A 25,313-nucleotide genomic window follows, 5' to 3' on the forward strand; every position below is an offset into this window, starting at 1 on the left:
TTAATCCCTCAATCCCATATACTTTCTCAATCCTTCAGCTTCTCCGCTCACAATATCGCGGATATGAGCAACTTCATGGTTCTCATTGGCATAATGCTTCGCTGCCTCGTTTATATCTCTCACTCCCTGATAAAATGTTGCCCTTTCCTGCGGATTCAGATAATGCTCTTCTCTTGCCTTTTCAAACATATCTTTGACAATCTGATAAGTCTGGCCCAATCTTTCACGATCTAATCCATCTTTCTCTTTTCTTTCCGCTTCTTCTCTTACTGTCTCTTCCAGCCTTTTTGATTCTTTTTCCTTAAGCTCATCTTCCAAAGAGCCTTTTCCTTCAACAAATCTTTTGACCTTGAATATCTCTCTTTCTTCAGCAGTAAATAATCCCTGTATGTCTACTGTCTTGAGCTGCGGAATCGGTATTCTCTCAAGCTCTTTTCTTTCTTCCTCGATCTCCACATTGCTTTCCTTTATTAGTTTTTCAGCTTGTTCTATCTCGTTCTTTCTCTCTTCTTCCAGCTCTTTTAACTTTCTAATTCTTTCCTGCGGGGACAATGCCTTTAATTCATCTAATTTTGCCATTTTTATTGTTAATAATTTTTGTTTTTATAACCTTTATGGATTACTTTTCAATATAAATGATGTTTTCCTGGTTTTTAAAATGCTGATCACCTGAGATTAATTGCAGGTTATGAGCTTTTGCAGTTATGTATATCAAAGAATCTCCTAATCCCCATTTTTTCTCCCAGTTTAGTTTAGCTGCATTCAGGGCGGTTTTAGCTTCTACCGGCAGTATAAAGCATCTCGACATCATCATAGAAACAATCATATCGGCATCTTTTTCGCTTTTCCTGGATAAAGCATACTTGTATACTTCTGCAAGATTTATGACGCTAATAAACAGGCTTTTGTCTGAATCAATATATTCAGCTATCTTTTTTCCTGCATCTGTTCCGTTGAAATATTCGATCCAGCACCATGAATCAAGCAAAGCGGTCAATTTCTTCCCTCTTAAACTCGCCTAATCCTTTGAATTTTCCGAAATATGATTTTTTGGGCTTTTTTACCTCAGCCACGAGCTTGATTATTGTTTCATCGTAGGTTTCACTGTTTGTCTCTTCCTTCATCATCTTCAATATGCTAAATGTTTCCTCTTTCACAGCGATCGTTGTTGCCATGTTATATCACCATAGACTATATTGATATAAGTTATATTTAAACTTTATGTTTTTGAGAGTTGTTTCCAAAAGGCTGAGGTTTTTTCAGATGGCCCAGATGGTTGTTTGTTTAAACATTGGGTTCTGTTAAAATCGTCAACCTTGCGAAGTGGGGTTTACCGACGAGTGAAACGAGAAGAGTAAATTTGAAGTCCGTTTCCTCGAATGAGCGACAGCGATACATCAAGAACAAGAATCAAAGGGCAGTTCATTAAGATAATTATTTTCTTAAAATAAATTTGATCGCTATTATTAATATAATTACTGGAAATATTAATCCCAAAATTACTGCAAGAGGACCTGTAGCCATTACAATTGGATTTACGCCTTTTGCAACTGCAACAATTCCTAATATTACTCCTATGATTACTGAAAATATTTGATCGAAAATATAAAGTCCTGGAAGCAATAATGCAATTTTTTCAATTTTCTTAACAAAGATTAATATGAACATGACTATGTTTAAAATGAACCAAATAAATATAATCGGTACCCATATTAATCCAATAGATAAAAGCAAATCAGGAATAAAAAAAATTATTCCAGTCAAAATTGAAATAGATGAATATATTATTGATAATATCAAATACCATTTGTAAATTCTTTTTTCTTCTGACATATATCGTAATCTTAAGTATCATAGTTAATAAAACTTTCGAAAATGAACTGCTCTCTTCGTATCGTAGGACTTCAAATTTATTAATTTTAACAATTGTTAAACGAACAAACCCTCCTTCAAATCAATCAGAACTCAACTCATCTACCACGCAAGCATTGAATGCGCTTTCTTGAAGTTCTTGTAGCAGTTCCATATTGCGCCTATGCTGTGCTTGAGGGCTATGTCGCGTGTTTTTTCAACATCATATTCTTTCGGGCCTTTTTTCTTCCCGCCGGATGTAGGCAATTTTCCAAGCGATCCGAAAAGCTCTCCAAATCCGCCGAATAATGCTGTGAACGGCTCAGCTGCTGTCGGCAGCTTTGGCTTCTCTGTCGGCCCTTTTTTCTCTTCCGGAATCTCTTCTCCTGCTTCTATTAAATATCTTTGCAGCTCTGCCCCTAATGCTTCCATCGCAGCTTTAACAGATGAATCTATGTCGCCCAACAACTCCAGATCCTCCTCTCTTCTCATCCTTTCATAATTTGCAAGCTGCTCATCTGTCCATCCATACCCCCTTATGCTCCAGTATAATTGGCCTGCATGTATTGGCCCCCTCTGATAGCCTTCCTGCTGATAGCTCATCTGCGGCCTTGTCCTGAAATAAAAATTATGCACTACGCAGGAATTCACGCCGTTCCCGAACGGCCTCACTCCAATAAACTCTATTTCAATTACTGACCCTTCAAAAGCGCTTATCAAATCAACAGTCTCAGCTTTTTTCTGGTCAAGCTGCAATCTTTTAATATTAATAAGATATGGCTTGACCCAGGACATGTACATGTCAATGACATCCTTGTGCTGCCTTAGATACTGCAGTGTGAATCTCCTTCTTGTCATCAGCTCCTGAAAAGTTCTTTCCTTCCATTCAATGTAAGTTTTTAATTTTCTCTTCAGCACTTCTTTTACTTTCCTGTTAAACTGCAGGCTGTCAACATATTTATCAACATCCAATGATTTCAATGCAGTAGGAGCGGCAAAAAAGATGTCAGGCAGTGTTGTAAATCCAATCTCGCGCGCAAGCCCGAATACAGATCCTGGATTCTTTGCCCCGCCTTCAACCAAGTCAATCCAGTAACCTTTTAAGCTTATCTCTGCTGCCTCGCTTTTTTCTCCCCTTAATCCATAGCTGTCGCGGTAAAGGTCAAGCCTTTCATCTATTATCCTCATCTCCCTTACCATCTGGAATAAATCCTTTACAAGCTTCCCTACTGTTGCCAGCAGTCCGCTTATCCTGTCCTGCTGCAATCCAAGCCTTTGCTGCGCCACTCCGAAAAATGCAGACTGCTCTGATGCTGTGAAAACATCTATTATTTTTATGAACTTGGGATAGCCGTAATCAAATTTCATGTAATTGAGAATCCAATAGTAACTCTCCTCTATTGAATGGTTGAATTTCTCGTAAACCAGCTTATAGCGGTGCGGCGGCGCAGGATAGCCTGTTTGCTGAAGTACAATTTTTGTGCTTTTTTGCGGAGATAATGCTTCCTCATATTCTTCCTCATCAGCATGGCCCTCAACTGCCTTTCGCTCTTCTTCGGAAAGCGATTTAAGATAAACTTCAAATTCCTTGCTTTTTTTATTTATAGTTGCTGCGTCATCATCTTTTCTTATTATGAATCTTTCATATTTGCCTTTAAACTTATCTTTAACAAAACCGTATTTTATCAGCCTCAATGCAGTTTTTGGATCGCGGTAAAATCCCATTTTTCCTCTTGAATGTTGTTTGTTTTTTTGTTTATATAGTTTTGTTTTATTATTTTTTATATAAAGTGATTGTGAATCCTATAATCTGCATAATTTCTGAGCTTGTTTTTTCAGCAATTTCTTTTGCAATGCTTTTCTTATCCTTGCCAGCGATAAATGATTTCAGCAGCTTGACTTTAATTATTTTTTTATCTTTAAGCTGCCTTTTAATCTCAGCTATAATGCCTTTTGTCAATCCGTTCTTGCCGATTCTCGCTGTGGCTTCAATGTTTCTGGCCTTGTCTTTTAAGCTCATTTTGCATGCTCCGGATGCTCATGACCCAGTTTCTTTCTCTCTTTAAGCTCTTCTATGTGCCTCATTTTTATTTCTAAAATGCTTCTTAAGTCAGCTGAAAATTTCTCAATAAGCAGGGAAACGTGCTCTCCACCAAGGAAATGCGGCAGTATGACATAATCGGCTCCGGCATCATAAAGCTCTAAGGCATCATCAACATTATTTGCTGTAACAAACATAATTGCCTTTTCATTCGATTCTCTTGCATTTTTTATGATAAGAAGGTTGTCAAACTTGTCCGGAACAGTCGAAATAATCATGTTCATGTGGCTGAAGCCAAGCTTTGCCAATGTTTCTGAATCGCCGACATCGCCATACATGCACGAAAATTTCTGGCTTTTCAGCCTTTTGATGATATCAGGATTATAATCAACAATTATTGGCCTGTATCCCATTAATTTCAGTTTCTTGAGTATGCTGTAGCCTATCCTATCATAGCCCAGAAGCGCAACATCATTATGCTCTGTCATGTTATCAGGCTCTTCTTCATATCTCACAAATACGCTGTAAAAGTTGAGCAAATGCCCGATTTTTTCGTAAAGGAAATTATCAAACTTTATGAAATAAGATGTGAAAAGCATTGTTGCAGTTGCAAGCACTACCGCCATTGAAAAGAATGCATTGCTTATATGGCCCAATAATACGCCCTGCATTACTATTATCAGCGAGAATTCGCTTGTCTGCGCCAATGATATTGCTGCAATGAAAGACGGCCTTTTTTTATAGCCGAAAATGCTGCATATTGTTATTGTCAATAGGGGCTTGATGATTATTATTGCAAGGATCAATGCTATAAGAAGCGGCAGCATCGGCATTATTGTTCCGGGCAATATCTGCAATCCAAGCGAAACAAAAAATATTGTGGAGAAGAAATCCTTCAATGATTTTATTTTGCCTGCTATTTCTATTGAATAATTTGTATTTGCAAGCGCAATTCCTGCTGTAAATGCTCCGATAACTATTGAAAACCCAAGATAGCTGAACAATATTGAGAATGCAAATGACGTTGCCAATGCTCCTAAAAATAATATTTCCTGTGTTTTTGCAGCAAATTTGAACAGGTAAGGCAGTATATATTTGCTTGCGATCCATGAAATCACAAAAACAGCTATTCCTTTCAAAGTCGAGATTGTAATGTCATATAAGCCAAAATTGCCAAGATTCTGTATTAATGACAATGCGAATATTGCAACAACATCCTCCATAAGCAGGATTCCGATTATGATTCTGCCGTGCAGAGTTTCGATTTCGCCTTTGTCAGCCAGCAATTTAATGACAACCATTGTGGAGCTGAATGCTATGATCAGGCCCAGGTACAAAGGATCAAAGCTTTTAAAGCCGAAAAGAAATGCAATTAAAAATCCAAGGCCGAACAATGCAGCCATCTGAATCAGTCCGCCGGCTGTGCATACTAACGCAACGTTTTTCAGTTTCCTGAAATCCATCTCTAAGCCCACAATGAACAATAAGAAGGCAATGCCTATTTCTGATAATGTTGCTATTGATTCGTTGTTCACTATAAGCCCTAAAACAGGGCCGAGAAGAATGCCCCCGATAACATATGCAGGAATCAAAGGCTGCTTTATCAGCCTTGCCAAGAAGGCTCCAACTGCCGCAACAATTATTATTACCCCGATATCAAGGAATATGTTTTCCATCTTACCTCTTTATTTTCAATAAAAAGCCATCTTTGTGCTTTTCAAATTCAATTTCCTGGCCTTTGTCCAGATGCTCATATTCAGCGAGCACTTTAGGTATCGTTATTATTAACTGCCCTGACTGAAGTTTTTGGATCTTTACCATACTATTATTTTAAATGGTTTTTATTATATTTTTTGATATGTTTTTAATAATTATCTATTTAATAGTATATAAAGGTTGCGGTTTTAATTAGTATTTACTTAATAATAGTTACAAATAGAAAGATTTAAATATTGACCTCGTATTTTTGATGTATATTTTATACATCAAAAGGGGTTCTATAGGCATACGGATAATTCAGGGGTTAAAATTGAAGAATAAACAATTTGTGCTGACAAAAAGAATAGCCAAGCATGGAAGGCAGAACATAATAATTATTCCTTCATTCTTGCAAGATCAACTGAAGCCGAAGACAATTGTGAAATTGACGATTGATGTTGTGAGAGAGGTAGAAAACTAATGAAATCACGCCCAACTTCAGAAACAGTGGATGAAATAGTTGATTTTATATTAATACACGAAGGCCCAGATTTAGATAGACGGGCGCATCATAAGAAAAAACGAGTTCGATATGCAGATTTAGATGCAGCACTAAGCAGGATCCATCAAGAAGGACTTTTGCTTGATTTAAAAGATTATCATTTTAATTATATTTTAAATATATGGAGTGCAGATAGAAGAAATGGCAATCCTTTAGGAAGAGAAATGACTGGTTTATTAATAGAGAGATTAAAGCGGAGATATGGCTCTTTGATTGAAGTTATAAAAAATATAAAAAAAGATGATTTCCATAATGAAGAGTTTGAATTCAAAAATAAAGATGGTGTCGTAAAATATAACCCAATACAGATGTTGCAATACGTTTATGCAAATTCTCCAAGCACAGCAGTTACAGATTGGCTACAAAATAATCCTGATGAAGAAGTAAGAAAAGAGTATGCTGGAATAAAACCATGGCATTTTGCAAGAGTTCCTTTAAATACATGGAAAGGAGAAGAAGGCAAGAAGAATGGAAGAGAACTGACAGGACAGCTGATAGAAAGGCTAAAGCGGAGATATGGCTCTTTGATTGAGGTCATAAAGAACATAAAACAAGATGATTTTTTAAATGAGCAGTTTGAATTCAAAAATAAAGACGGCGTCATAGAATACAAGCTGGGACAGATGTTACTATCTGATTATGCAGGTTCACCCACTGCAGCAGTTACAGATTGGCTACAAAACAATCCTGATGAAGAAATTCGCAAAGAATATGCTGGTATAAAACCATGGCATTTTGGAATGGCTCCTAAAAATACTTGGCAAGGCGAGGAAGGTAAGAAGAATGGAAGAGAACTGACAGGACAGCTGATAGAAAGGCTAAAGCAGAGATATGGCTCTTTGATTGAGGTCATAAAGAACATAAAACAAGATGATTTCCATAATGAACAGTTTGAATTTAAAAATAAAGATGGGGTCATAAGCTATGATTTAGAACAAATGTTACTTAGAGTTTATGCAGATTCTCCAAGCGCAGCAATTACAGATTGGCTACAAAACAATCCTGATGAAGAAATTCGCAAAGCATATGCTGGAATAAAACCTTGGCATTTTGGAAAAACTACTCAAGGTAGTTGGAAAGGAGAAGAAGGCAAGAAGAATGGAAGAGAACTGACAGGACAGCTGATAGAAAGGCTAAAGCAGAGATATGGCTCTTTTATTGAGGTCATAAAGAAGATTAAACAAGATGATTTCCATAATGAAGAGTTTGAATTTAAAAATAAAGAGGGCATAATAAGGTACAATCTATGGTCAATGTTAACCTATGTTTATGCAAATTCTCCAAGCACAGCAGTTACAGATTGGCTACAAAGCAATCCTGATGAAGAAATTCGCAAAGAATATGTTGGAATAAGGCCATGGCATTTTGGAATGGTTCCTCAGGGTACATGGAAAGGCAAAGATGGGAAGAAGAATGGAAGAGAACTGACAGGACAGCTGATAGAAAGGCTAAAGCAGAGATATGGCTCTTTTATTGAGGTCATAAAGAACATAAAACAAGATGATTTTTTAAATGAACAGCTTGAATTTAAAAATAAAGATGGCATAATAAGGTACAATCTATGGTCAATGTTAACCTGTGTTTATGCACATTCTCCAAGCACAGCAGTAATGGACTGGATACAAAACAATCCTAATGAAGAAATTAGCAAAGAATATGCTGGTATAAGGCCATGGCATTTTGGAATGGCTCCTTTGAATACATGGAGAGGTGAAGAAGGCAAGAAGAATGGAAGAGAACTGACAGGGAAGTTAATAGGAAGGCTAACGCAGAGATATGGTTCTTTAATTGAGGTTATAAAGAATATAAGACTTGATGATTTTCATAATGAACAGTTTGAATTTAAAAATAAAGAAGGCGGTATAGAATACAATTTATTGTCGATGCTAGGTTATGTTTATGCAAATTCCCCAAGCGCAGCAATTACAGATTGGCTACAAAGCAATCCTGATGAAGAAATTCGCAAAGAATATGCTGGAATAAGGCCATGGCATTTTGGAATGGCTCCTAAAAATACTTGGCAAGGCGAGGAAGGTAAGAAGAATGGGAGAGAGTTGACAGGACTTTTAATAGAAAGATTAAAGCAAAGGTATGGCTCTTTGATTGAAGTTATAAAAAACATTAGACAAAATGATTTTCATGATGAGCAATTTGAATTTAAAAATAGAGATGGTGTGATAAGATATAATCTAGAATCAATGGTGGTGATTGTTTATACAAGTTCTCCAAGTGCAGCAGTAATGGACTGGGTAAAACACCAGCCAAAGCATATAAAAGAAAAATACTCATTTGTCAGACCTATACATTTTATTGGCTCAACAGAGACTAGAGGAAGAAGATTGACTGGAAAATTCAGTGCTTATGATTTATCAAAAATCAAAAAACAAAAGACATATGATACCTCGATATTTGGCTTTACCCAGTATCACTCTAGTGATAAGGGGGCAATAAGGGATATAATGGCTGAAGAAGCATCCAAAGTTCTAGGAGACACTAGTATTGCTTATTTAGGTTTAGAAACAGAAAGATTCCAGAGTTTATTAAGTGTTTATGAATTGCTTAATCTTGATAGTTTCTCATCCACTATTATTGAGAGAGCTATAAGAGTTTATAATGCGATGAAAGCAGTACAGCAAAGAAAAATGCACGGAAAGGCTCTAAAGGGCATAGAGATAATCCACAACAGTTTAGATAAAGAAGTTAGTCAAATGCATGATAGAAAATACAACTATGTTAACTACGACTTCACTGGCCACCTGAGCCAGGACAAAGAAAGAGCAATAGGAGCTTTATTTGAGAATAACTTGCTGGCAGATACTGCTGTTATTTATATCACTTTACAGGAAACTGAATTATCAAAAGAAAGAGCGAAGAGAGCAGGTTTTGAAGATCAAGTTAAGGCTTTAAACCAGATGATGCAAAGTTATGCGAAAACACATTCATGCGAGCAGATGTTTACCTTGGATTATCAAGGCGGTACTAGCGAAAGAAAGATGACACCCATGATTGTTATGGGTTATAAGGTGAGAAAATGTCAGGCTACCTAACAACTTCATATTTTATGAAAAAAGAAAAGGACCCAGATGCAACAATTATTGCAATCTGCAGAAAGTCTCTTCCCTTCATCCCGCGAATATACGAAAGAATGCCTTTTTTTGGACCTTCAGTAGAACTATTAAGGCAGTACAAGGCAGAAGAGATGGGTTGGGAACAATACAGGGAGATTTATAAGAATGAGCAAAGGGCGCATTTTAAAGAAAGGCCGGATGATTTTAGGAATCTGTTAAAGAGAGCGCGGCTAGAAAAGATTATTTTATGTTGTTATGAAAAAACTAATCAAGAAAAAAATAATTGCCATAGATACTTGTTATTTGAAATTTTAAAACAAATTGCTCAAAAGGAGAGATATAACACAGAATTTGTAGAAGAAAAATGACAACTTTAGATAATTTTCAGCCTAGGAGAATATACGTATATTCTAGTGTTGTAGATAATGATATAACCAAAAAGATTTTGCAAAAATATGAAGGGGTGCCTATGGAGATAGTTGAAACCCAAAAAGCAACAGAAATAGTCCCTACAAAGGACAAATCTTTTACTAGTGTTGTTAATGATGCAAAACAATTACTTATGCTTGGAACCACTGATAATTTTATTGAACATTTCCCAACAAGGGATGAACCTTATTGCGCTGGTTTAACAAAAATAAAGCCAATAACAAATGGATGTTATTTTTCTTGTGAATATTGCTATCTGCAGCAAACATACCGAAAAATAATGCCTTTCATAAAATTTAATGTGAACTGCAACGATTTAGTTGCACAAATAAAACAAAGAATGGCAAAAGGGGAAAAAGAGGTTTATGATATGGGTGAATTACAAGATAGCCTAGCTTTCGATGAGCTCTATCCGCTAACAAAAATATTGGTTCCGTTATTTGCTAAGTCAGATTCAAAGCTATTATTGTTAACAAAGTCAGATTGTATAGATAATCTGCTTGACTTAGAGCACAATGGCCAGACAATCGTTTCATGGAGTATCAATTGTGATTTTGTCACAGACAATCTTGAACATAGAACGGCCAGTTTAGACCAAAGAATCGAAGCAGCAAGAAAAGTGCAAGAAAAAGGGTATGAAGTGAGATTTCGCTTTGATCCTCTTTTAATGTTTGATGGCTGGCAAAATAAATATGCGCAAATGGTTGAAAAAGTGTTATCTAATGTGAGCCCAACTAGAATAACTCTTGGTAGCTTCAGGCTGGAAAGGGGGCTTTTTAGGCACATCAGGGAGAGATTTCCACGCAGTATCTTGTTAGATGAAAGCAAATTAGCTATAATAACCTCTAAAGGACAAGCGAAAAGAGTAAGGTTTGAAGATGGCAAAGAAAGATATGAACCAGATATAAGGGCAGAGTTATATCGTTTCGTAATTGAAGAAATCAAAAAAAGAAGTGATGCGGTTATTGCATTATGCAAAGAATCTGTTAGCATGTGGGAACAGGCTGGCCTGACACTAGACAAAGATAACTGCAAATGCCATTGCAAATTCTAACAGGAGTTAAAAATTTAAAATTTTAGTCTTCTAATTTCTTCCGCCATATCACTCGCCAAATAACTATAACCTTTATGTTTTTTCAATAAAATATCGCCGATCAATCCATTGAAATACGCAGCATTAACAGCAGATTGCCATAGATCCCTGCTCTGCGCCAGAAAGCCAACACACAATCCTGCTAAAACATCACCTGTTCCTGCCTTTGTCATTCCTGCATTGCCTGTTTTGTTGTAAGCTATTTTGTTTTTAGAGATTATTGCATCAATCGGGCCTTTCAAAAGGATTATATTGTTTTTTATCCTGCTTTTTAATGTTTTCAGTATTAATTCTGCTTTCTTTTCGATGTTTTTTTCATTTATTATTTTTTTGATGATATTTTCACTTATTCTGGAATTTTTCAACAATAATTTCAATTCTAAAATGTGCGGCGTAATGATTGCATTATTAGCATCATTTATCGAGATAACCTTTATCCCGTCAGCATCTATAACTAGCTTTTTATTAAGATTTTTAATTTTTTTAAAAAAAATCCTTGCAAATTCTTTTGTTTCTTCTTCAACAGCCATTCCATTTCCAATTAATATTGCATCAATATTTTTAGAAAAACCGATAATTTCATCAATGTGCCTTTTATTCAGATAATCACCATCTAATTTTTTTGTAACCAGATCTGCGCTCAGGCAATTTAATGCCCACGCCACTTTTGAAGGAGCAAATACAGTTACAATATCCGCACCTGATCTTAATGCAGCAATTCCCGCTAATGCCAATGTCCCTGTATAACCTAGACTGCCGCCTATGATGGCAACTCTTCCGTTCTGCCCTTTATGGCTTTCAGGATTCCTTTTTGGAAGTTTTATGGAGTTTTTTGTTAAATATTTCATGGTAAGTTTGTTATTTTCTTTGTTTATGTTCTTTCTCTTTTTTCTTTATCTCATTCCATCTTTTCACAGCCTCTTCGCTGCTCTTCACAGTTTCATTCCCGAAAACCCATGGCTTCCTTCTTATCAGTTTTTCTTTTACGCCGTCTATGACTTCTTTTGTTGTGAACAGCTTTTTCTCTTCTGCTATTGCGCAAATAAACAGAATGTCATAAAAAAGATCACCAAGCTCTTCCTTTAAATTTTCATAATCTTTTTTGTCAACAGCTTTAATGATTTCTTTTGCCTCGCTTAATATCTTTTTTTTGTGCTTTTCAATAGTCTGCTCTTTAGCCCAGGGGCATTTTTCAAGGGTTTTTTTGATCGCGATAACCAGCTCTTCAAAGCTTTGCTTCATTTTATCTCAATAAACTCAACATTGTCTTTTTCCAGATCCAGCAATGCAATTGTATGGATAGGATTTCCCAGATAATGCGTTCCCGGGTTTATGATCCTTGTTTTTCCTATTTTCTCATCTTTTGCTTTGTGATCATGCCCGTGCAGGATATAGTCGTATTTCCCTGAAAGCGCAAGTTCATTAATGTTGTCAGGCTTATGAATCAAAAATAGTTTTTTGTTTGACAGATTCAGCTCAGAGGAAATGCCGAGAAATTCTCCGCCAATCTCTTTTATTCTCTCTTTCATCAGTTCAACATCGCCGTCGCAGTTCCCTTTTATAAACTTCATTTTCAGTCCTTTGAAATAAAGCGCTGTAACAGGTGCAACAAGATCTCCAAGATGAATCACAAGATCAACTTTTCTATTCTTAAAAATATCAACAGCTTTCTTTATGTTCGGGATATTGTCGTGCGTGTCTGATATTATGCCGATCATTTTATCTCCTCTCTTTCTTTTTCAAATTCTTCTACAAATAGTTTTGTGAATTCATGCCTTTTTTTAACTATTTGTTTAGCAGTTTCTGTGCCAACAGAAGTTTCATCAATCTTCATTAGCTTATTTTTTATATGATATAAAGTCGAAAAATCATCATCTGAAACAAAAGGTCTTTTTTTATATGAACCGCCGTCAAATGTTCTAGCTATGCCTACTGCACCTGTAGCTTCAATTCTATCAGCGTCTTTGATTATCTGCGCTTCTGTTGTTTCCGCTTTAAGGCCCTTGCTCCATCTATGAACTTCTATGCAGTGCTTTATTTTCTTTATCTTTTCCTCATTAAAGTTTAATTTTTTTAAAATCTTTTCAGCAATCTTAGAACTCTCCTCGGCATGGCATAAGTTTTTTTCTTTTGTTATTTGTTCGATGCCTCTTCCAGCATCATGCAATAAAGCTGCTGCTTCTATGATATCCAAATTGCCGCCTTCTTTTTGTTGCAATATCCTGGCAATTTTCAAAACCCTCAGCGTATGATCCCATCTATCTGGATTGGTATTCTTGAAATAAGGTTCTGCCAGCTTTTTTAGTCTTTCTATATCTTTGTTATTCATTTTCCTTCTCTGCTTTCTTTAATATCTTTACGATACCATTATTGGCATCAACTTCAACTAAATCCCCCTCTTTGAGAATTTTTGTTGCATATTTAGTCCCAACAATGCAAGGTATCTTAAATTCTCTGGATAAAATAGAAGCATGGCATGTTAAACCTCCTGTATCAGTTATAATCGCTGCAGCTTTCTTCATTGCGGGCACTATATTGGGGCCAGTCATCTGCGATACTAAGATATTGCCGAAATTCATTTTTTTCATATCTTCAACTGTCTCGATAATGCTGACAATTCCCTTAGCATAGCCAGGATATGCTACCATTCCTATAAGATTATCAGGTTCTGTTTTTATGCCTTCAATTGAAATCTCTTTTTTGAAATTGTCAATTTCTTTTCCATAATAGAATATAATTTTATCTTTATCGAGATAATACAAGCTGTGCTTCTTTCTTAGTTCTAATTCAGAATTTGCATGCTTATGCAAGAGTAATGCCTCTTCAAACTCCCAAGGAAATAGAAATCCAATTAATTCAAATGTTGTTCCAGTTCTCTTTGCAGCCTCTCTTAAAAAAGGCTCGTAACAATAAAAAAGATGATAAAATGTATCTTTCCTATAGCCTTTTAGCCAAACCAGTTCTGAAGCAAATCTAAGTAACTCTTTGTCTTTTTTATTTGGCTTAAAACTAGAAAGAATCTCATTCTGCTTAGATTCGATCTCCTTATGCTTCTTTTCTATTTGGTTTAACAGCTCTTTAGCTTTTGCTAAACCAATTTCTATGAGTTCATCAACTCTTTCAAAAAAATGTGTAATGTCCTCTTTAGGCCCTATGTACATATAAGGCATCCAACAATATTTTTTATAATGTTTAATTAATTTATTGTACGAAATAGGTTTTTGTTTCTTAATAGATAAAATTAACTTGCCTTTTGAAAAAGTTTTACCTGAAAATTTCCTGTCTTTAAGAATTTCAATGCAAATTTCTAAAAGTTCCTTCTCTTCTTTTTCCCGAAAACTCTCTTCTCTGGGAGTAGTTAAGATAATCCAGCATTCAGTTAAATCTAATTCCTTTTTACTGGTTTCAATTAAATCCCGTATTTTATTAAGGACAGCATTTGATACTCTCTGCTGTTCTTCATCTGGAAGAAATGTTAAGATGCCTCCAATCAAATGATTTTTCCTTTGGAGTTCTGCTAATTTTTTGAATTCTGAAACAATTTCCAAATCAGACATCTTAGCAAAATCTAATGCCATGAATCTTTCTGATTTATTCATAAGCTCTCTAGCTAATTTGCGGTACTCTGCAACTCTATTTTTGTGCTCTTTTGTCATGTTAATTATGAATCCTGATAAAATATCTGCCGCTTTGTTAAACTGAGCTCTTTTAAGATGATAAGAGGCAGTGCCATTATTCCACTCAACAAATCCTTCTTTAATATATTCGCCAGCATTCACTAAGGGATAATCTCGGATAGGGTTGATTAAATTATAGGCAAATAAAGAAACATAATTTGTATTCGGGATATCTGATAACTTAAACCAAATCCCTTCTTTTGCAGAAGAAGTAATAAGATTCTCTTTCTCCCCCTTCTTCTTCGTTAAAGCAATAATGGGCTGAGTTTTCTCTTTCATTTCCTTTTTTGCCATCTGTTTCCTTATTTATAATTAATGGACCCATCGGGACTTTCATAGCCTCTTTGTTTGCGAAGCAAACCTAGGCGAGCGCACGCAGTGAAGCGAGCCGCATTTCACGAGGCTTTTTGCGTCAGCAAAAAGGCTCTTTTGAACCCGAGACATCCCCGCAGCGAACGGAGCATTCTACCGCTGAATTATGGGCCCATTGAATGGACTCGCCGGGACTTTCAAATCCTGAGTTTCCTCATGAATGTTTGAACCCGAATCTCACCCAAGCCAAGGGCGTATTCTACCAGGTTGAATTACGAGCCCATATAGCAAAAGAATAAGAGATAATATTTAAACCTTACTTAACCGCCAGCTTTATATCTTCTTCATGTATTGTTTTTCTGCCGGCGTGCTTTGAAACCTGCACTGATCTTTCTGCAATATCCTTCGCAGTATCTTCGAGAACTTCCCTGAATGCGTCGATAGCGTCTTCTCCTACGCGGCCAGCTCCGTTCTTGATCAAGATCCGAGCAACTGCCGCTCTTGGGATTATTGCGGTTCTTTTTGCCATAATCACCAAGTAGAATGTTTTTATTTAAAAATGTTGTTGTTTTTTCAAAAAAAATGTAATACTGCAGTATTGTGAATTTAGCCCTTAATTTATGAAAAAACACCACCACTGACGCAGATGGGGGGGAGGGTTGGCTCCTTCAGAGTACCCCATAGGGCAAAATCGAATGAAATGAGGTTTTGACCGTCTGCAGTCAGTTGTGGTGGTGTTTTTGTAATGTATGGTTTTTCTTCAAAACGCTTCAGAAAAGTAAATAATTATAAAAAACCGATAGCTTTATTAATCAATTATTTTTGCTAACCACTCAATGAAAGAAAGAAAATTGAGGGTGAAGAAGAACAGGCTGTTTATTATATTGGGGATTATTGCTCTGATAATCATCATAATAATTGCTGTTTCTATTAACAAGACAAAAAAGCAGGTCATTGCAACTGTGAATGGCGAGCAAATTTACTTAGAAGATATAGACAAAGAATATAATAACATAATCTTGAATTACCCTTATGCCACAAAAGAAATGGTTCTTAACTTGTCAATAAATGAGAAATTGTTGCTTCAGGCTGCTACCCAGGAAAGCATATCTGTTTCAAATAGGGAGGTTGATGATTTAATCTCCTCAATGCTGTCAAAAAGCGGCATCAGCATGGACATATTAATAGCCAACCTGGTCCAAAACAACATGACAATTAGTGACCTGCAAAACCAGTACAAAAAGCAGATAACTATACAGAGGCTTATAGATAATAAAATAATGCCTTTCGTAAATGCAACTGAAGAGGAAGCTGAGAGCTATTATAACAGCAACAAGAATCGATACAAGACTGAAGAAAGCTTCACAATCCAGCGGTTATTGATTACAAAAGAAGATATGGCTCCTGAAGAAGCATCTAAAAAAGCCAATGAAATAGGAGCAAAGATATTTTCGCACAATACAACAGATATAAGCAACTTTGATGAATTCATAGCTAATTTTTCAGATGATGCTACAGGCGGAATTTATGTAATCAAAAGAGGAATGCTGGATGAGGCTTTTGAAAAAGTTGTTTTCAATCTTCTTACAGGCGAGATCACAAGATACCCTGTGCCGACTCCAGACGGATATAATTTTGTAAAGCTGCTCAACAAAACAATAGAAAGAATTCCTCCTTATGTGGAAATAAAAGAGAATGTTAAGAATGATCTAAAAGAGATGAGGCTGAATAATGAGTTTGCAGCTTATCTGGCAAAACTAAGAAGCGAGGCTAAGATAACAATCAATTATGGCTTATTGAGTAGTTCTTGATTATTTCATATTGAAATGTTTTCTTAATAAGAACAAAAGCTCTGGGTGGAATTTCTCTCTGTCTTTAATCATTTTCTGGATCTTATCTAAACTAAAGAATTCAACTTTTTCAACTTCTACAGGGTTTATTTTAAATGATCCATTAAACACAGTTCTGAATGTAGCCAGGAATTTTCTGAAATTGCCTGTAACAGTGTAAAGATCTTTGTGCGCAAAATCAATCTTCGCCATAGTTCCGATTTCTTCTTTCAGCTCTCTTAAAGCTGCTTTTTCATAGCTTTCCCCTGACTGGGCATGGCCGCCAGCGCTGGTGCACCAATGCAGCGGACAAAAAGATGTGCATTTGCTTCTTAATTGCAAAGCCATTTCCCCTTTATCGTTGAAAACTAGAACATGAACTATCCTGTGAAGGAGCTGTTTTTCATAGATTTCTTTTTTAGAAGCTCTGCCTGTGATCTCATCATTTTCATTCACTGAATCTAAAAATTCCATCGTGGCTCTTATACGAATAATAAAAAAAATAAAAAATTAAAGCTCTGCGCTTGTTAAAATATTTATCCTCGTCTCTGTATTCCTGACTTTTGAGTCCATTGCAATCAGGTGCTTTATGCTCGATCTTTCAGCAATCTGAATCAATGCCCTGTCAATTATGCCGTCAAAGACAACTGCATAGCAGCCTGCGCCCAGGCTTTTTATTGTTGTCAGCAATTCCGATACAGGAACTTTTCCAAGAGTATTTGATTTTTCATCCAGAATATATGCTGCCCTTGTCCCTATAAGATCTTCAAGCATTCCCTTGAATGTTTTCTTTTCCTCAGGTGTTGCTATTGTTTTTCTTATCGGTGCAGGCGCATAAGAAGGCCTTGAAGGCTGTACAGGCTGCTGCATCGGCATCACTTGCCTTTGCGATGCAATAATTCTGCCTGCTGCTGTTGGTGCTCTTGATTCGCTTTCTGCGCTTCTTGAAACATCCAGCTTTAGCTGCTCTGCGCTTATTCTGCTTCTCAGTGCCTTGTGTATTTCCTTCTTTGTTATTTCTTCAACTTCTTTTCCATCAGGAGCTTTTACTGCATAGTCTATGTCCGTCGCAGACAACAATTCCTTTAAAATCAGGTCTCCGCCTCTGTCTCCATCAACAAATGCAGTAATTGTTTTTCTTTTGCTTAAGTCAATAATTGTCTGCGGAACAGATGTGCCGTTCATTGCTATTGCATTTTTTATGCCGTGCTTTAACAGATTGAGAACATCTGCCCTGCCTTCAACAACAACAATTTCATCAGATTCATCAATTGCCGGGCCTGCTGGCAGCCTGTCTTCGCCATATTCTGCTATTTCCATAACCCTTACAGAATAAGCCACTTCATCAGCAAGCTCCTGTGAATCCGGCATTGTTGTGTCAATAAGGCTTTTTAAAAGTTCTTTTGCCCTCTCTATAACAAAGCTTCTTTTTGAAACCCTGACATCTTCAATATTCTGCACTTTTGTTTTGGCATTGCACGGGCCTATCCTTTGTATTATCTCAAGCGATGCTGCAACTATTGCTGTTTCTGCTTTATCTAATGAAGACGGAACTATTATTGATCCTGTTGTTTTGCCGCTTCTTGTTTCGAGATTAACTTCTATTCTTCCTATTTTTCCGCTTCTCTGCAGCTCTCTAAGCTCAAGATCTGCTCCAAGCAGGCCTTCTGTCTGCCCGAATATTGCTCCAATCACATCGGGTTTATCAACTACGCCCTCTATTTCTATAACTGTATGAACTATGTACTTTGACGAAACCGGTGCTATTTTTCCCATTTTTTCCTCCAATAATCAATCTAGAAGGAGCATACTAATTCATTCTCATCTACACAACTATCGAATGAAATCATAATCATGATGCTTCCTTCCAAAAAGCTAGAACAGGCTTATTTTTCTCTTTAACGTCTATTTTTTCCTTTTTTCAATGAAAAAATAATAAATAAAGTGAAATTGACCTTAATTTTGATTTTTCAGCCTATTTTTGCTTTTTTATGACTATTAATTGTTTTTTAACGTTTTTAAACTTAAAATATGATGAATTCGGGTATTTTAACCCCCACATACACACCATATTTTCTTTAATTAAAGATACAGCGGGTATATTTAAAATTATTGGTTTATGATCTGATAATGCCGGCAATAAAAGCCGGAGTAACTTTTTATCCAAATAGTTTAGTGAACCAACTGATAATCTTTTGAATTAAACCAGAGCTTACACATTTTCCGTCAACACAGACATTTGTTGAGCATTCAAAATTATTATCGCAAGCCTCTTCTGATTTCAGCTGTTCTTTGAATATTCCGTTATCTGTGCAATATTTTCCGCCTTTTCTATAACCAAAAGGATAACACTTTCCATCTAATGGGCAGGAATCCTTGCAGAATAGTGTTTCTTCTTTAGATTCTTTCATTTCTTCTTTTAATTTTTCTAAGTCTACTGGCTGCGTTATTACTGCAGTCGCAGTTGGCTTTGCCGCTGCAGTCGTAGCTGGCTGTACTACTCCGGCCACAGTTTGTTGCGCTACTCCAGTCACTCCAGTAACAGCTGGCTGTGCTGTTGTAATAACAGTTTCATAACATTCTTCTAAAACACTGAAAGAATTAACCCCGCATTTGGACTTATCTTGGTAGCAATGTCCTTCACAATACAGTTCTGCTTTTTTATTCCAAACTTCAGCAGGCAAGCACCCTGCGTCTTGGGATACAGAGCTCGTCTTATCATAACATTCCCAGGCTGCGCGTTGAAATCCTCTTCCAACAATCTGTTCAGGAGTTACTTCTTCTCTTGGGATGCATTTGAATTCTGCATCCTCATTATTTCCATCTAATAGAATATATGCATATCCTCCGCAGCTGCTTTTCAAAGCAGTCTTTCTCCCCTTTTCGCCAATTACCTCCATTACACAACCAGTTTCTCCTTCACAACTTTGTCCAAACTCAGAATAACACTTTTGCAGCTGTTTAGATTCTAAAAATTTGCATGTTACCTGTTCTTTTACATTTTCAACAGGGGCAGCAGCCTCAGTGGAATAACATTTTTCAGTTTTAGTAAATTCATCGAAGACGCATTTAACGTCAGCTCCACAATTAAACTCTGCAGTTTCGTCAGCATTGTCAAAAGTCACATAAGCAACTCCGCCGCAAGCCAATATATTAACTTTACTTCCTTCTGAACCCATTATAGCCATAGTGCAAGAGTCAGTTCCTGTGCAAGTCAGATCCTGAACATTAGGATAGTAACATGTGTGTGTGGAAGTAGAACCTAAAAATTTACATGTTAACTGTTCATATAGCAGGTTATTTTTATTAGGAATCTGAGCCTCACATATTTTAGTTTGAGTAGCTTCATCGAAGACGCATTTAACTGCCATCTGAGTTTCGGTGCGGGTAGAGCAATTTTTAGTTTGGGTAGCTTCATCTACGACGCAGTTAACTGCTTTCTCAGGTTCTGGTGTATAACAATTGACCTCTACAGTTTCGTTAAAACCGTCAATAATGACATAACCGACATTATTGCACGCTTTTATATCGACTTTAGACCCTTGTGTACCCATTACATTCATAGTGCAAGAGTCAGTTCCTGTACAGGACAGATCAATATTAGGGGCGTAACATGTCTGTGTGGAATTAGACGCGGAAAATAAACACGTTACCTGCTCATATACTGTTGTTGAAGTAGTTGATGTCTGGCCGTCTGTTGGCGTTTCTTCTCCTTGGTCATTTGTAACCATTCCAGTAATCAAGTCGAAAATACCAGCATAAGCGATTGAACTGCTCAATACTGCAATTAAGAATAATACGATAATCTTTTTCATTGTTGATTCACCTCTACAAACTTATGTTATAATTTCTATTTTAGACTCACATATATATTAAGATATCGAATTTGCCCCAGCCATTCCCCCTAGTGAAAACACCCTCCCATATTGCACATAATTATATCATATATAATTATAAAAGCACGAGGCAAAATTTACAGATAGTGCAAGAAGTAATTTACCACCGTTAAGTGGCTAATAAATGGAAACATTTATATATGAGTCATCATTAAATATCGTAATGAAACCCATAATCATCAGACTTTATGAACTTTTATTGGCAGATCCAACTAAAGATGCCGATTATACCGAAGGTAATGAAGTAAATGGATATAGGGTATTTGGCTCAGCTTTGGAAATGGCAGACAGGTTTTCTGGTGCATTTAATAAAAAACCAATTGGTTCACCATGTAATCTGTTAACTGGACCATCAATATGGCATGTAGATAATTGCACTATAAGGTATGATACTAAAAGGGATAAAGAAATACCAAACAATCCGCTTTGTTTTGGCTATTTAACTGTTGTAGGTTCTAGACCAAATATTGATAAAGTTAATAAAATTTTAACAGATTCATTTTCACGAATAGATGATCTAGTAAAAGACTGCGAATATTAATTACTTCTTGCCATTTATTCTTTTTTATTAGTTGCGCTAATACACGACCCCTAACGAGAGAGCATAACAACGATTCGCACATCTTATTTGCTTCACACTTTCCAAACCTTTTTATATCATTGCCTTTTCCCTTATTTTATGCCGAAAGCAGTATTCCATGAATGGTTCAAAACTTACAAGAATGTATTTGATCAGCATAGCGAGCGCCTTATTTTCAAGCTGATTAGCGAGGGCTATTTTGAAGGATTAAAAAGTCCGATCTCAATCGGAAAGGAAGCGAATATTTTCTCAGCTGAAAAAAAGGACGGCAGCCCAGTTATTGTCAAGATTTACAGGCTGCAGAACTGCAACTTCAATAAGATGTATTATTATATCCAGGCAGATCCAAGATTTCCTGCTTTAAAGAAACAGAGAAGAAAAGTCATATTTTCGTGGGTGCAGAGGGAATACAGGAATTTACTAAAAGCAAGGGAAGCAGGAGCAAGAGTTCCAACGCCATTTACATTTGCAGACAATATCATTGTAATGGAATTCATAGGAGATGAAAAAGTTGCGCCAATGCTTAAAGATTCTTTGCCTTCAGATATGGCTTCTTTTTTTAATGACCTTGTTGATAATATGAAAAAAATGTACAAAGCAGGATTGGTGCATGCTGATTTGTCTGCATTCAATATACTTAACTTTAATGATAGGCCTGTTTTTATTGATTTTTCACAGGGAACAGTCACAGACAACACAGAAGCGGAAAGTTTATTAAAAAGAGACATTAAAAACGTTTGTATATTTTTCAGAAAATATGGATTAAAGGCTGATGAAGAAAAAGTTTTAAAGAAAATTAAAGGTAAATAAAATGCAGGAATTCAGATACGAGCTCATTATACCGAAAGAAAGAATTGCAGTTTTAATAGGCAAAAAAGGCGAGGTCAAGAAAGCATTAGAGGCAAATACAAATACGAAATTAAATATTGATTCCAGGGAAGGCACTGTAAAAATAGAAGGCAAGGATGCAATAAGAATGTTCAATACACAAGAGGTTGTCAAGGCAATAGGCCGGGGCTTTAATCCTGATATTGCAATGCAGCTTCTTAAAGCAGACTATATTTTTGAGCTGATTGATCTAAAAGATTACGTGAAAGATAAGAAAAATCACCTCATAAGGCTGAAAGGCAGGGTTATTGGTGAAAATGGAAAATCAAGGCGCATTATCGAAGAACTGACTGAAAGCGCCATATGCATCTATGGAAAAACCATCGGCATCATAGGCGAAGCAGGGCACGTTTCTGTTGCCAAAAGAGCTGTTGAGAGCTTGCTTAAAGGAAGCCCGCATTCAACTGTTTACAGGTGGCTTGAAAAGCAGAGGAAAGAGTTGAAGAGAAAGGAGATGTTTAGCGAGGAGATTGAATTAAAAGAAAGTGTAAAGAAAATGCCACAACGTGATGCCGAAAATGCAAAGCACGAGAAAATTTAAAAGAATTTTCTGTGTCCCGAAAACGCAAAGCGTTTTCAAGGACATTTTCAAGCACAAAAAGAATAATTATTTAAACAACCATCATGCCATTTCAAAAATGCCGAAAGAAAAAGAAGCGATAGAAGAAAGCAAAGAGCCGATCGCAATTGAGCTTGCTAAAGCTCAGAAAGAGATCTCAGTAGCGGAATTCTTTACGAAGAACAGGCATCTTCTTGGTTTTGATAATAAAAGAAAGGCATTATTGATGGCTGTGAAAGAAGCTGTTGATAATTCCTTGGATGCATGCGAAGAGGCAAGAGTTCTCCCGGAAGTAAAAGTTGATGTTATTGATATGGGCCAGGAAAGGTTCCGCGTCATTGTAGAGGATAACGGCCCAGGAATTGTCAAGAAACAAATACCGCCTATTTTTGCAAAATTGCTTTATGGCTCAAAATTTCATACATTGAAGCAGAGCCGCGGCCAGCAGGGAATAGGAATAAGCGCTGCAGTTTTATATGCTCAATTGACAACAGGAAGGCCTGCAAAGATTGTCTCAAAAATCTCGCCGAAAGACCCTGCGCATTATTATGAGCTGCACATTGATACGCAGCATAACAAGCCAGAGATTGTAAAAGAAGAAATCATTGAATGGAAAAAAGATCGTGGAACAAAAATAGAGCTTGACCTTGAAGCAGAATACCAAAAAGGAAGCCAGTCTGTTGACGAGTACTTAAAACAAGTTGCAATCGTAAATCCGCACATTACAATAATTTACACAAGCCCAAAAGCAGAGCAGATAATCTTCACAAGAATAAGCAATGAATTGCCTCCGCAGCCAAGGGAGATAAAGCCCCATCCTTACGGAGTTGAGCTTGGAATGCTTCTCAGCATGCTCAAAATTACAGAATCAAGAACCTTGCAGAGCTTTTTGACAGCAGAATTTTCAAGAGTCGGCCCGGGAACAGCAAAAGAGATCTGCCAGAATGCAGCATTACTCCCAAATACAAAGCCAAAAGATATGAGCAGGGAAATGGCTGAAAAATTATCGCAGGGAATACAGCAGACCAAAATAATTTCCCCTCCGACTGACTGCATAACCCCGATTGGGGAAGCATTATTGGAAAAAGGATTAAAAAAAGAAATCAATGCAGAATTTTACTGCGCAACAAGCAGGCCGCCGGCTGTTTACCGCGGAAATCCGTTTATAATAGAGGCCGCTGTTGCATATGGAGGAGATTTGCCAAAAGAGGAAAGCGCAAAACTGCTGAGATATGCTAACAGAGTTCCATTGCTCTACCAGCAGGGAGCCTGCGCAATTTTTGACGCTGTTACGGAAACAAACTGGAAGCCTTATGGCCTGCAGCAGAGTGGAACTTCACTGCCTTTCGGGCCTATAGCGATTGTTGTTCATATGTCCTCTGTATGGGTCCCATTTACATCAGAAAGCAAGGAATCAATTGCGCATTATCCTGAAATTATGAAAGAGATAAAGCTCGCAGTTCAGGAATGCGGAAGAAAGCTGGGAAGTTATGTTTATAAGAAAAAACGTGTTTTAAATGAGGGCGCAAAGCGCGATTATATCAAAACATATATACCTCATGTTGCAGAAGCTCTTAAAGAAATTGTTGGCTTTAAGGAAGCTGATGAGAAAAAAGTTGAGAAATGCCTTGCTGAGATACTTGAAAAAAATAGGGGAGAACTAGAAGACCTGGAAATTGAAAACGAAGAATATGATGAAGAATTTGCTAAGATCGGCAGGGAAGACAGCAAAGAAGAGGCAGAAAATGAATAAAGTTGCACAACAGATCATAGAACTTGCGCAGGGAATATATAAGTCAATTTTAGCCAAAAAACAGCCTAAAGTAGAATCGCCCCTGAGAGCTTTAGCCAATGTCAAGTATGACGAAAAAACAGGCTATTTTGATTTGGTCGGAAAGATGAAATCAAGAACACTTACTGTAGGCAGCGTTAAAACATTCGCCCAGACTTTGCGGATGATGGCTTTATCAAAGGAATTAGTAGATAAAGATGATATTGCAACTAAAAGAGAGGCTTATTATGTTTCTAAAAACTGGGGCGAGGCCAGATTCAAAGAACAGCCGGAATCAGATACTGTTATGGATGATATTGAAGCAATGCTGATGGTTAATCGCGAGCAAATGGGCTTTATCCCGGAGGAAAAAGGCGGAGAAGTTGCCGGAAGGCTGATTGTAATTGACAAAGACCAGGATACAGGGAAAGAATTAAAGATTGACTGCACTAAAATGGGTTCTGGCGCATATTCTATTCCTTCATCTGTAGAGGAATTAAAATTTGAGACAGACGCAAAATTCATACTTGCTATAGAGACAGCAGGCATGTTCCAGAGATTAGTAAAGCATAATTACTGGAAAAAAGCAGACTGCATTTTAATTTCAATGGGCGGGGTTCCGACAAGGGCGTGCAGAAGGTTTATCAGAAGGCTGGCGGATTTTAAAAAACTGCCTGTTTATGTTTTTACCGATAATGATCCTTATGGGTACATGAACATATACAGGACGCTTAAGGTTGGCTCTGGCAATTCCGCGCATATTAACAGATATTTTTGCGTTCCAAATGCGAGATTTTTAGGGGTTACAACGCAGGATGTCATAGATTATAAATTGCCTTCGCATCCTCTGAAAGAAGTAGATATTAAGAGAGCCAAAGATGCGCTGAAAAATGATCCATTTGTACTGCATCATAAGGAATGGCAGAATGCCATAAAACAGATGATAGACTTAAAAGTCAGGGCAGAGCAGCAAGCTTTGGCTGCCTGGGGGCTCAACTATGTGATCAATACTTACCTGCCGGATAAGCTAAAGCACCCTGAGAAGTTTTTACCGTAAAC

General features: G+C 36.9%; 27 protein-coding genes and 2 tRNA genes. 10 read left to right on the forward strand and 19 right to left on the reverse strand.

Features of this window, described 5'->3' with window-relative positions:
* The 8 genes from Q7J54_07355 to Q7J54_07390 all read right to left on the reverse strand — a co-directional run bounded on the left by Q7J54_07355 (position 1) and on the right by Q7J54_07390 (position 5,713).
* Complete coding sequence (locus Q7J54_07355; GenBank protein MDO8741356.1) at positions 1 to 579, reverse strand: hypothetical protein; 579 nt, start codon at positions 577 to 579, stop codon at positions 1 to 3.
* Between the two features lie 40 nt (positions 580 to 619).
* On the reverse strand, positions 620 to 997 hold the full coding sequence (locus Q7J54_07360) for a type II toxin-antitoxin system VapC family toxin (GenBank protein MDO8741357.1): 378 nt from the start codon (positions 995 to 997) through the stop codon (positions 620 to 622).
* Positions 981 to 1,175: a hypothetical protein gene (locus Q7J54_07365; protein MDO8741358.1), complete on the reverse strand. Its 195-nt coding sequence runs from the start codon at positions 1,173 to 1,175 to the stop codon at positions 981 to 983. The genes Q7J54_07360 and Q7J54_07365 overlap by 17 nt, the downstream gene beginning before the upstream one ends.
* 259 nt (positions 1,176 to 1,434) lie before the next feature.
* Positions 1,435 to 1,833 carry a hypothetical protein gene (locus tag Q7J54_07370; GenBank protein ID MDO8741359.1) on the reverse strand — a complete coding sequence of 133 codons (399 nt, stop codon included), beginning with the start codon at positions 1,831 to 1,833 and terminating at the stop codon, positions 1,435 to 1,437.
* 141 nt (positions 1,834 to 1,974) lie between these two features.
* Complete coding sequence (locus tag Q7J54_07375) at positions 1,975 to 3,576, reverse strand: hypothetical protein (protein ID MDO8741360.1); 1,602 nt, start codon at positions 3,574 to 3,576, stop codon at positions 1,975 to 1,977.
* 49 nt (positions 3,577 to 3,625) lie between these two features.
* Positions 3,626 to 3,871: a YhbY family RNA-binding protein gene (locus Q7J54_07380; GenBank protein ID MDO8741361.1), complete on the reverse strand. Its 246-nt coding sequence runs from the start codon at positions 3,869 to 3,871 to the stop codon at positions 3,626 to 3,628.
* Complete coding sequence (locus Q7J54_07385) at positions 3,868 to 5,568, reverse strand: cation:proton antiporter (GenBank protein MDO8741362.1); 1,701 nt, start codon at positions 5,566 to 5,568, stop codon at positions 3,868 to 3,870. The genes Q7J54_07380 and Q7J54_07385 overlap by 4 nt, the downstream gene beginning before the upstream one ends.
* A gap of 1 nt (position 5,569) precedes the next feature.
* Complete coding sequence (locus Q7J54_07390) at positions 5,570 to 5,713, reverse strand: hypothetical protein (GenBank protein MDO8741363.1); 144 nt, start codon at positions 5,711 to 5,713, stop codon at positions 5,570 to 5,572.
* A 208-nt stretch (positions 5,714 to 5,921) separates the two neighbouring features.
* On the opposite strand from Q7J54_07390, the gene Q7J54_07395 reads away from it, so the two are divergent.
* From Q7J54_07395 to Q7J54_07410, 4 genes are read left to right on the forward strand one after another with little or no spacing between them, the layout of a single operon-like run.
* Positions 5,922 to 6,071 carry a hypothetical protein gene (locus tag Q7J54_07395; GenBank protein MDO8741364.1) on the forward strand — a complete coding sequence of 50 codons (150 nt, stop codon included), beginning with the start codon at positions 5,922 to 5,924 and terminating at the stop codon, positions 6,069 to 6,071.
* Positions 6,071 to 9,199 (forward strand): hypothetical protein, encoded by a 3,129-nt coding sequence (locus Q7J54_07400; protein MDO8741365.1) that lies wholly within the window; start codon positions 6,071 to 6,073, stop codon positions 9,197 to 9,199. The genes Q7J54_07395 and Q7J54_07400 overlap by 1 nt, the downstream gene beginning before the upstream one ends.
* Positions 9,184 to 9,588 carry a hypothetical protein gene (locus tag Q7J54_07405; GenBank protein MDO8741366.1) on the forward strand — a complete coding sequence of 135 codons (405 nt, stop codon included), beginning with the start codon at positions 9,184 to 9,186 and terminating at the stop codon, positions 9,586 to 9,588. The genes Q7J54_07400 and Q7J54_07405 overlap by 16 nt, the downstream gene beginning before the upstream one ends.
* Entirely contained in the window at positions 9,585 to 10,703 is a 1,119-nt protein-coding gene (locus tag Q7J54_07410) for a hypothetical protein (protein MDO8741367.1), read from the forward strand. The genes Q7J54_07405 and Q7J54_07410 overlap by 4 nt, the downstream gene beginning before the upstream one ends.
* Before the next feature lie 14 nt (positions 10,704 to 10,717).
* Here the strand turns inward: Q7J54_07410 and Q7J54_07415 are convergent, their stop codons facing one another.
* The 8 genes from Q7J54_07415 to Q7J54_07450 form a co-directional block, all read right to left on the reverse strand.
* Positions 10,718 to 11,590: an NAD(P)H-hydrate dehydratase gene (locus tag Q7J54_07415; protein ID MDO8741368.1), complete on the reverse strand. Its 873-nt coding sequence runs from the start codon at positions 11,588 to 11,590 to the stop codon at positions 10,718 to 10,720.
* A gap of 10 nt (positions 11,591 to 11,600) precedes the next feature.
* The gene (locus Q7J54_07420; GenBank protein MDO8741369.1) at positions 11,601 to 11,984 is read right to left on the reverse strand and encodes a MazG nucleotide pyrophosphohydrolase domain-containing protein; all 384 of its coding nucleotides are present in this window, start codon (positions 11,982 to 11,984) and stop codon (positions 11,601 to 11,603) included.
* Positions 11,981 to 12,460, reverse strand: a complete 480-nt coding sequence (locus Q7J54_07425; GenBank protein MDO8741370.1) for a metallophosphoesterase — start codon at positions 12,458 to 12,460, stop codon at positions 11,981 to 11,983. Before Q7J54_07425 ends, Q7J54_07420 begins: the two co-directional genes overlap by 4 nt.
* Entirely contained in the window at positions 12,457 to 13,071 is a 615-nt protein-coding gene (locus tag Q7J54_07430; protein MDO8741371.1) for an HD domain-containing protein, read from the reverse strand. The genes Q7J54_07425 and Q7J54_07430 overlap by 4 nt, the downstream gene beginning before the upstream one ends.
* Positions 13,064 to 14,713: a PEP-utilizing enzyme gene (locus tag Q7J54_07435; protein ID MDO8741372.1), complete on the reverse strand. Its 1,650-nt coding sequence runs from the start codon at positions 14,711 to 14,713 to the stop codon at positions 13,064 to 13,066. Before Q7J54_07435 ends, Q7J54_07430 begins: the two co-directional genes overlap by 8 nt.
* A 22-nt stretch (positions 14,714 to 14,735) precedes the next feature.
* Positions 14,736 to 14,905, reverse strand: a tRNA-Ala gene (locus Q7J54_07440).
* A gap of 6 nt (positions 14,906 to 14,911) precedes the next feature.
* Positions 14,912 to 15,013: transfer RNA gene (locus Q7J54_07445), tRNA-Ala, on the reverse strand.
* Between the two features lie 34 nt (positions 15,014 to 15,047).
* Complete coding sequence (locus tag Q7J54_07450) at positions 15,048 to 15,260, reverse strand: NFYB/HAP3 family transcription factor subunit (GenBank protein ID MDO8741373.1); 213 nt, start codon at positions 15,258 to 15,260, stop codon at positions 15,048 to 15,050.
* A gap of 307 nt (positions 15,261 to 15,567) precedes the next feature.
* Here Q7J54_07450 and Q7J54_07455 point away from each other — a divergent pair, with 307 nt between their 5' ends.
* Positions 15,568 to 16,542 (forward strand): peptidyl-prolyl cis-trans isomerase, encoded by a 975-nt coding sequence (locus Q7J54_07455; protein MDO8741374.1) that lies wholly within the window; start codon positions 15,568 to 15,570, stop codon positions 16,540 to 16,542.
* On the opposite strand, the gene Q7J54_07460 is transcribed toward Q7J54_07455, so the two are convergent.
* The 3 genes from Q7J54_07460 to Q7J54_07470 form a co-directional block, all read right to left on the reverse strand.
* The gene (locus Q7J54_07460; protein ID MDO8741375.1) at positions 16,543 to 17,034 is read right to left on the reverse strand and encodes an NUDIX domain-containing protein; all 492 of its coding nucleotides are present in this window, start codon (positions 17,032 to 17,034) and stop codon (positions 16,543 to 16,545) included. It lies immediately after the preceding gene.
* Between the two features lie 36 nt (positions 17,035 to 17,070).
* Positions 17,071 to 18,336 carry a DNA primase DnaG gene (dnaG, locus tag Q7J54_07465; GenBank protein MDO8741376.1) on the reverse strand — a complete coding sequence of 422 codons (1,266 nt, stop codon included), beginning with the start codon at positions 18,334 to 18,336 and terminating at the stop codon, positions 17,071 to 17,073.
* A 383-nt stretch (positions 18,337 to 18,719) separates the two neighbouring features.
* The gene (locus Q7J54_07470; GenBank protein ID MDO8741377.1) at positions 18,720 to 20,375 is read right to left on the reverse strand and encodes a hypothetical protein; all 1,656 of its coding nucleotides are present in this window, start codon (positions 20,373 to 20,375) and stop codon (positions 18,720 to 18,722) included.
* Between the two features lie 244 nt (positions 20,376 to 20,619).
* Between Q7J54_07470 and Q7J54_07475 the strand changes: the two genes are divergently transcribed.
* The 5 genes from Q7J54_07475 (at position 20,620) to Q7J54_07495 (ending at position 25,311) form a co-directional block, all read left to right on the forward strand.
* Positions 20,620 to 20,997, forward strand: coding sequence for a hypothetical protein (locus tag Q7J54_07475; GenBank protein MDO8741378.1), 378 nt, complete (start codon positions 20,620 to 20,622; stop codon positions 20,995 to 20,997).
* A gap of 138 nt (positions 20,998 to 21,135) precedes the next feature.
* Positions 21,136 to 21,846, forward strand: coding sequence for a serine protein kinase RIO (locus tag Q7J54_07480; GenBank protein ID MDO8741379.1), 711 nt, complete (start codon positions 21,136 to 21,138; stop codon positions 21,844 to 21,846).
* A 1-nt stretch (position 21,847) separates the two neighbouring features.
* A complete protein-coding gene (locus Q7J54_07485; GenBank protein ID MDO8741380.1) occupies positions 21,848 to 22,465 on the forward strand; it encodes a KH domain-containing protein in 618 nt (205 codons plus the stop codon).
* Positions 22,434 to 24,236 carry a DNA topoisomerase VI subunit B gene (locus tag Q7J54_07490; protein MDO8741381.1) on the forward strand — a complete coding sequence of 601 codons (1,803 nt, stop codon included), beginning with the start codon at positions 22,434 to 22,436 and terminating at the stop codon, positions 24,234 to 24,236. The genes Q7J54_07485 and Q7J54_07490 overlap by 32 nt, the downstream gene beginning before the upstream one ends.
* Positions 24,229 to 25,311, forward strand: a complete 1,083-nt coding sequence (locus Q7J54_07495; GenBank protein MDO8741382.1) for a DNA topoisomerase IV subunit A — start codon at positions 24,229 to 24,231, stop codon at positions 25,309 to 25,311. Before Q7J54_07490 ends, Q7J54_07495 begins: the two co-directional genes overlap by 8 nt.
* The last annotated feature ends 2 nt before the right edge of the window (positions 25,312 to 25,313 follow it).

It is taken from the genome of Candidatus Woesearchaeota archaeon (assembly GCA_030651135.1).
GTDB lineage: Archaea > Nanobdellota > Nanobdellia > Woesearchaeales > JACPBO01 > JACPBO01.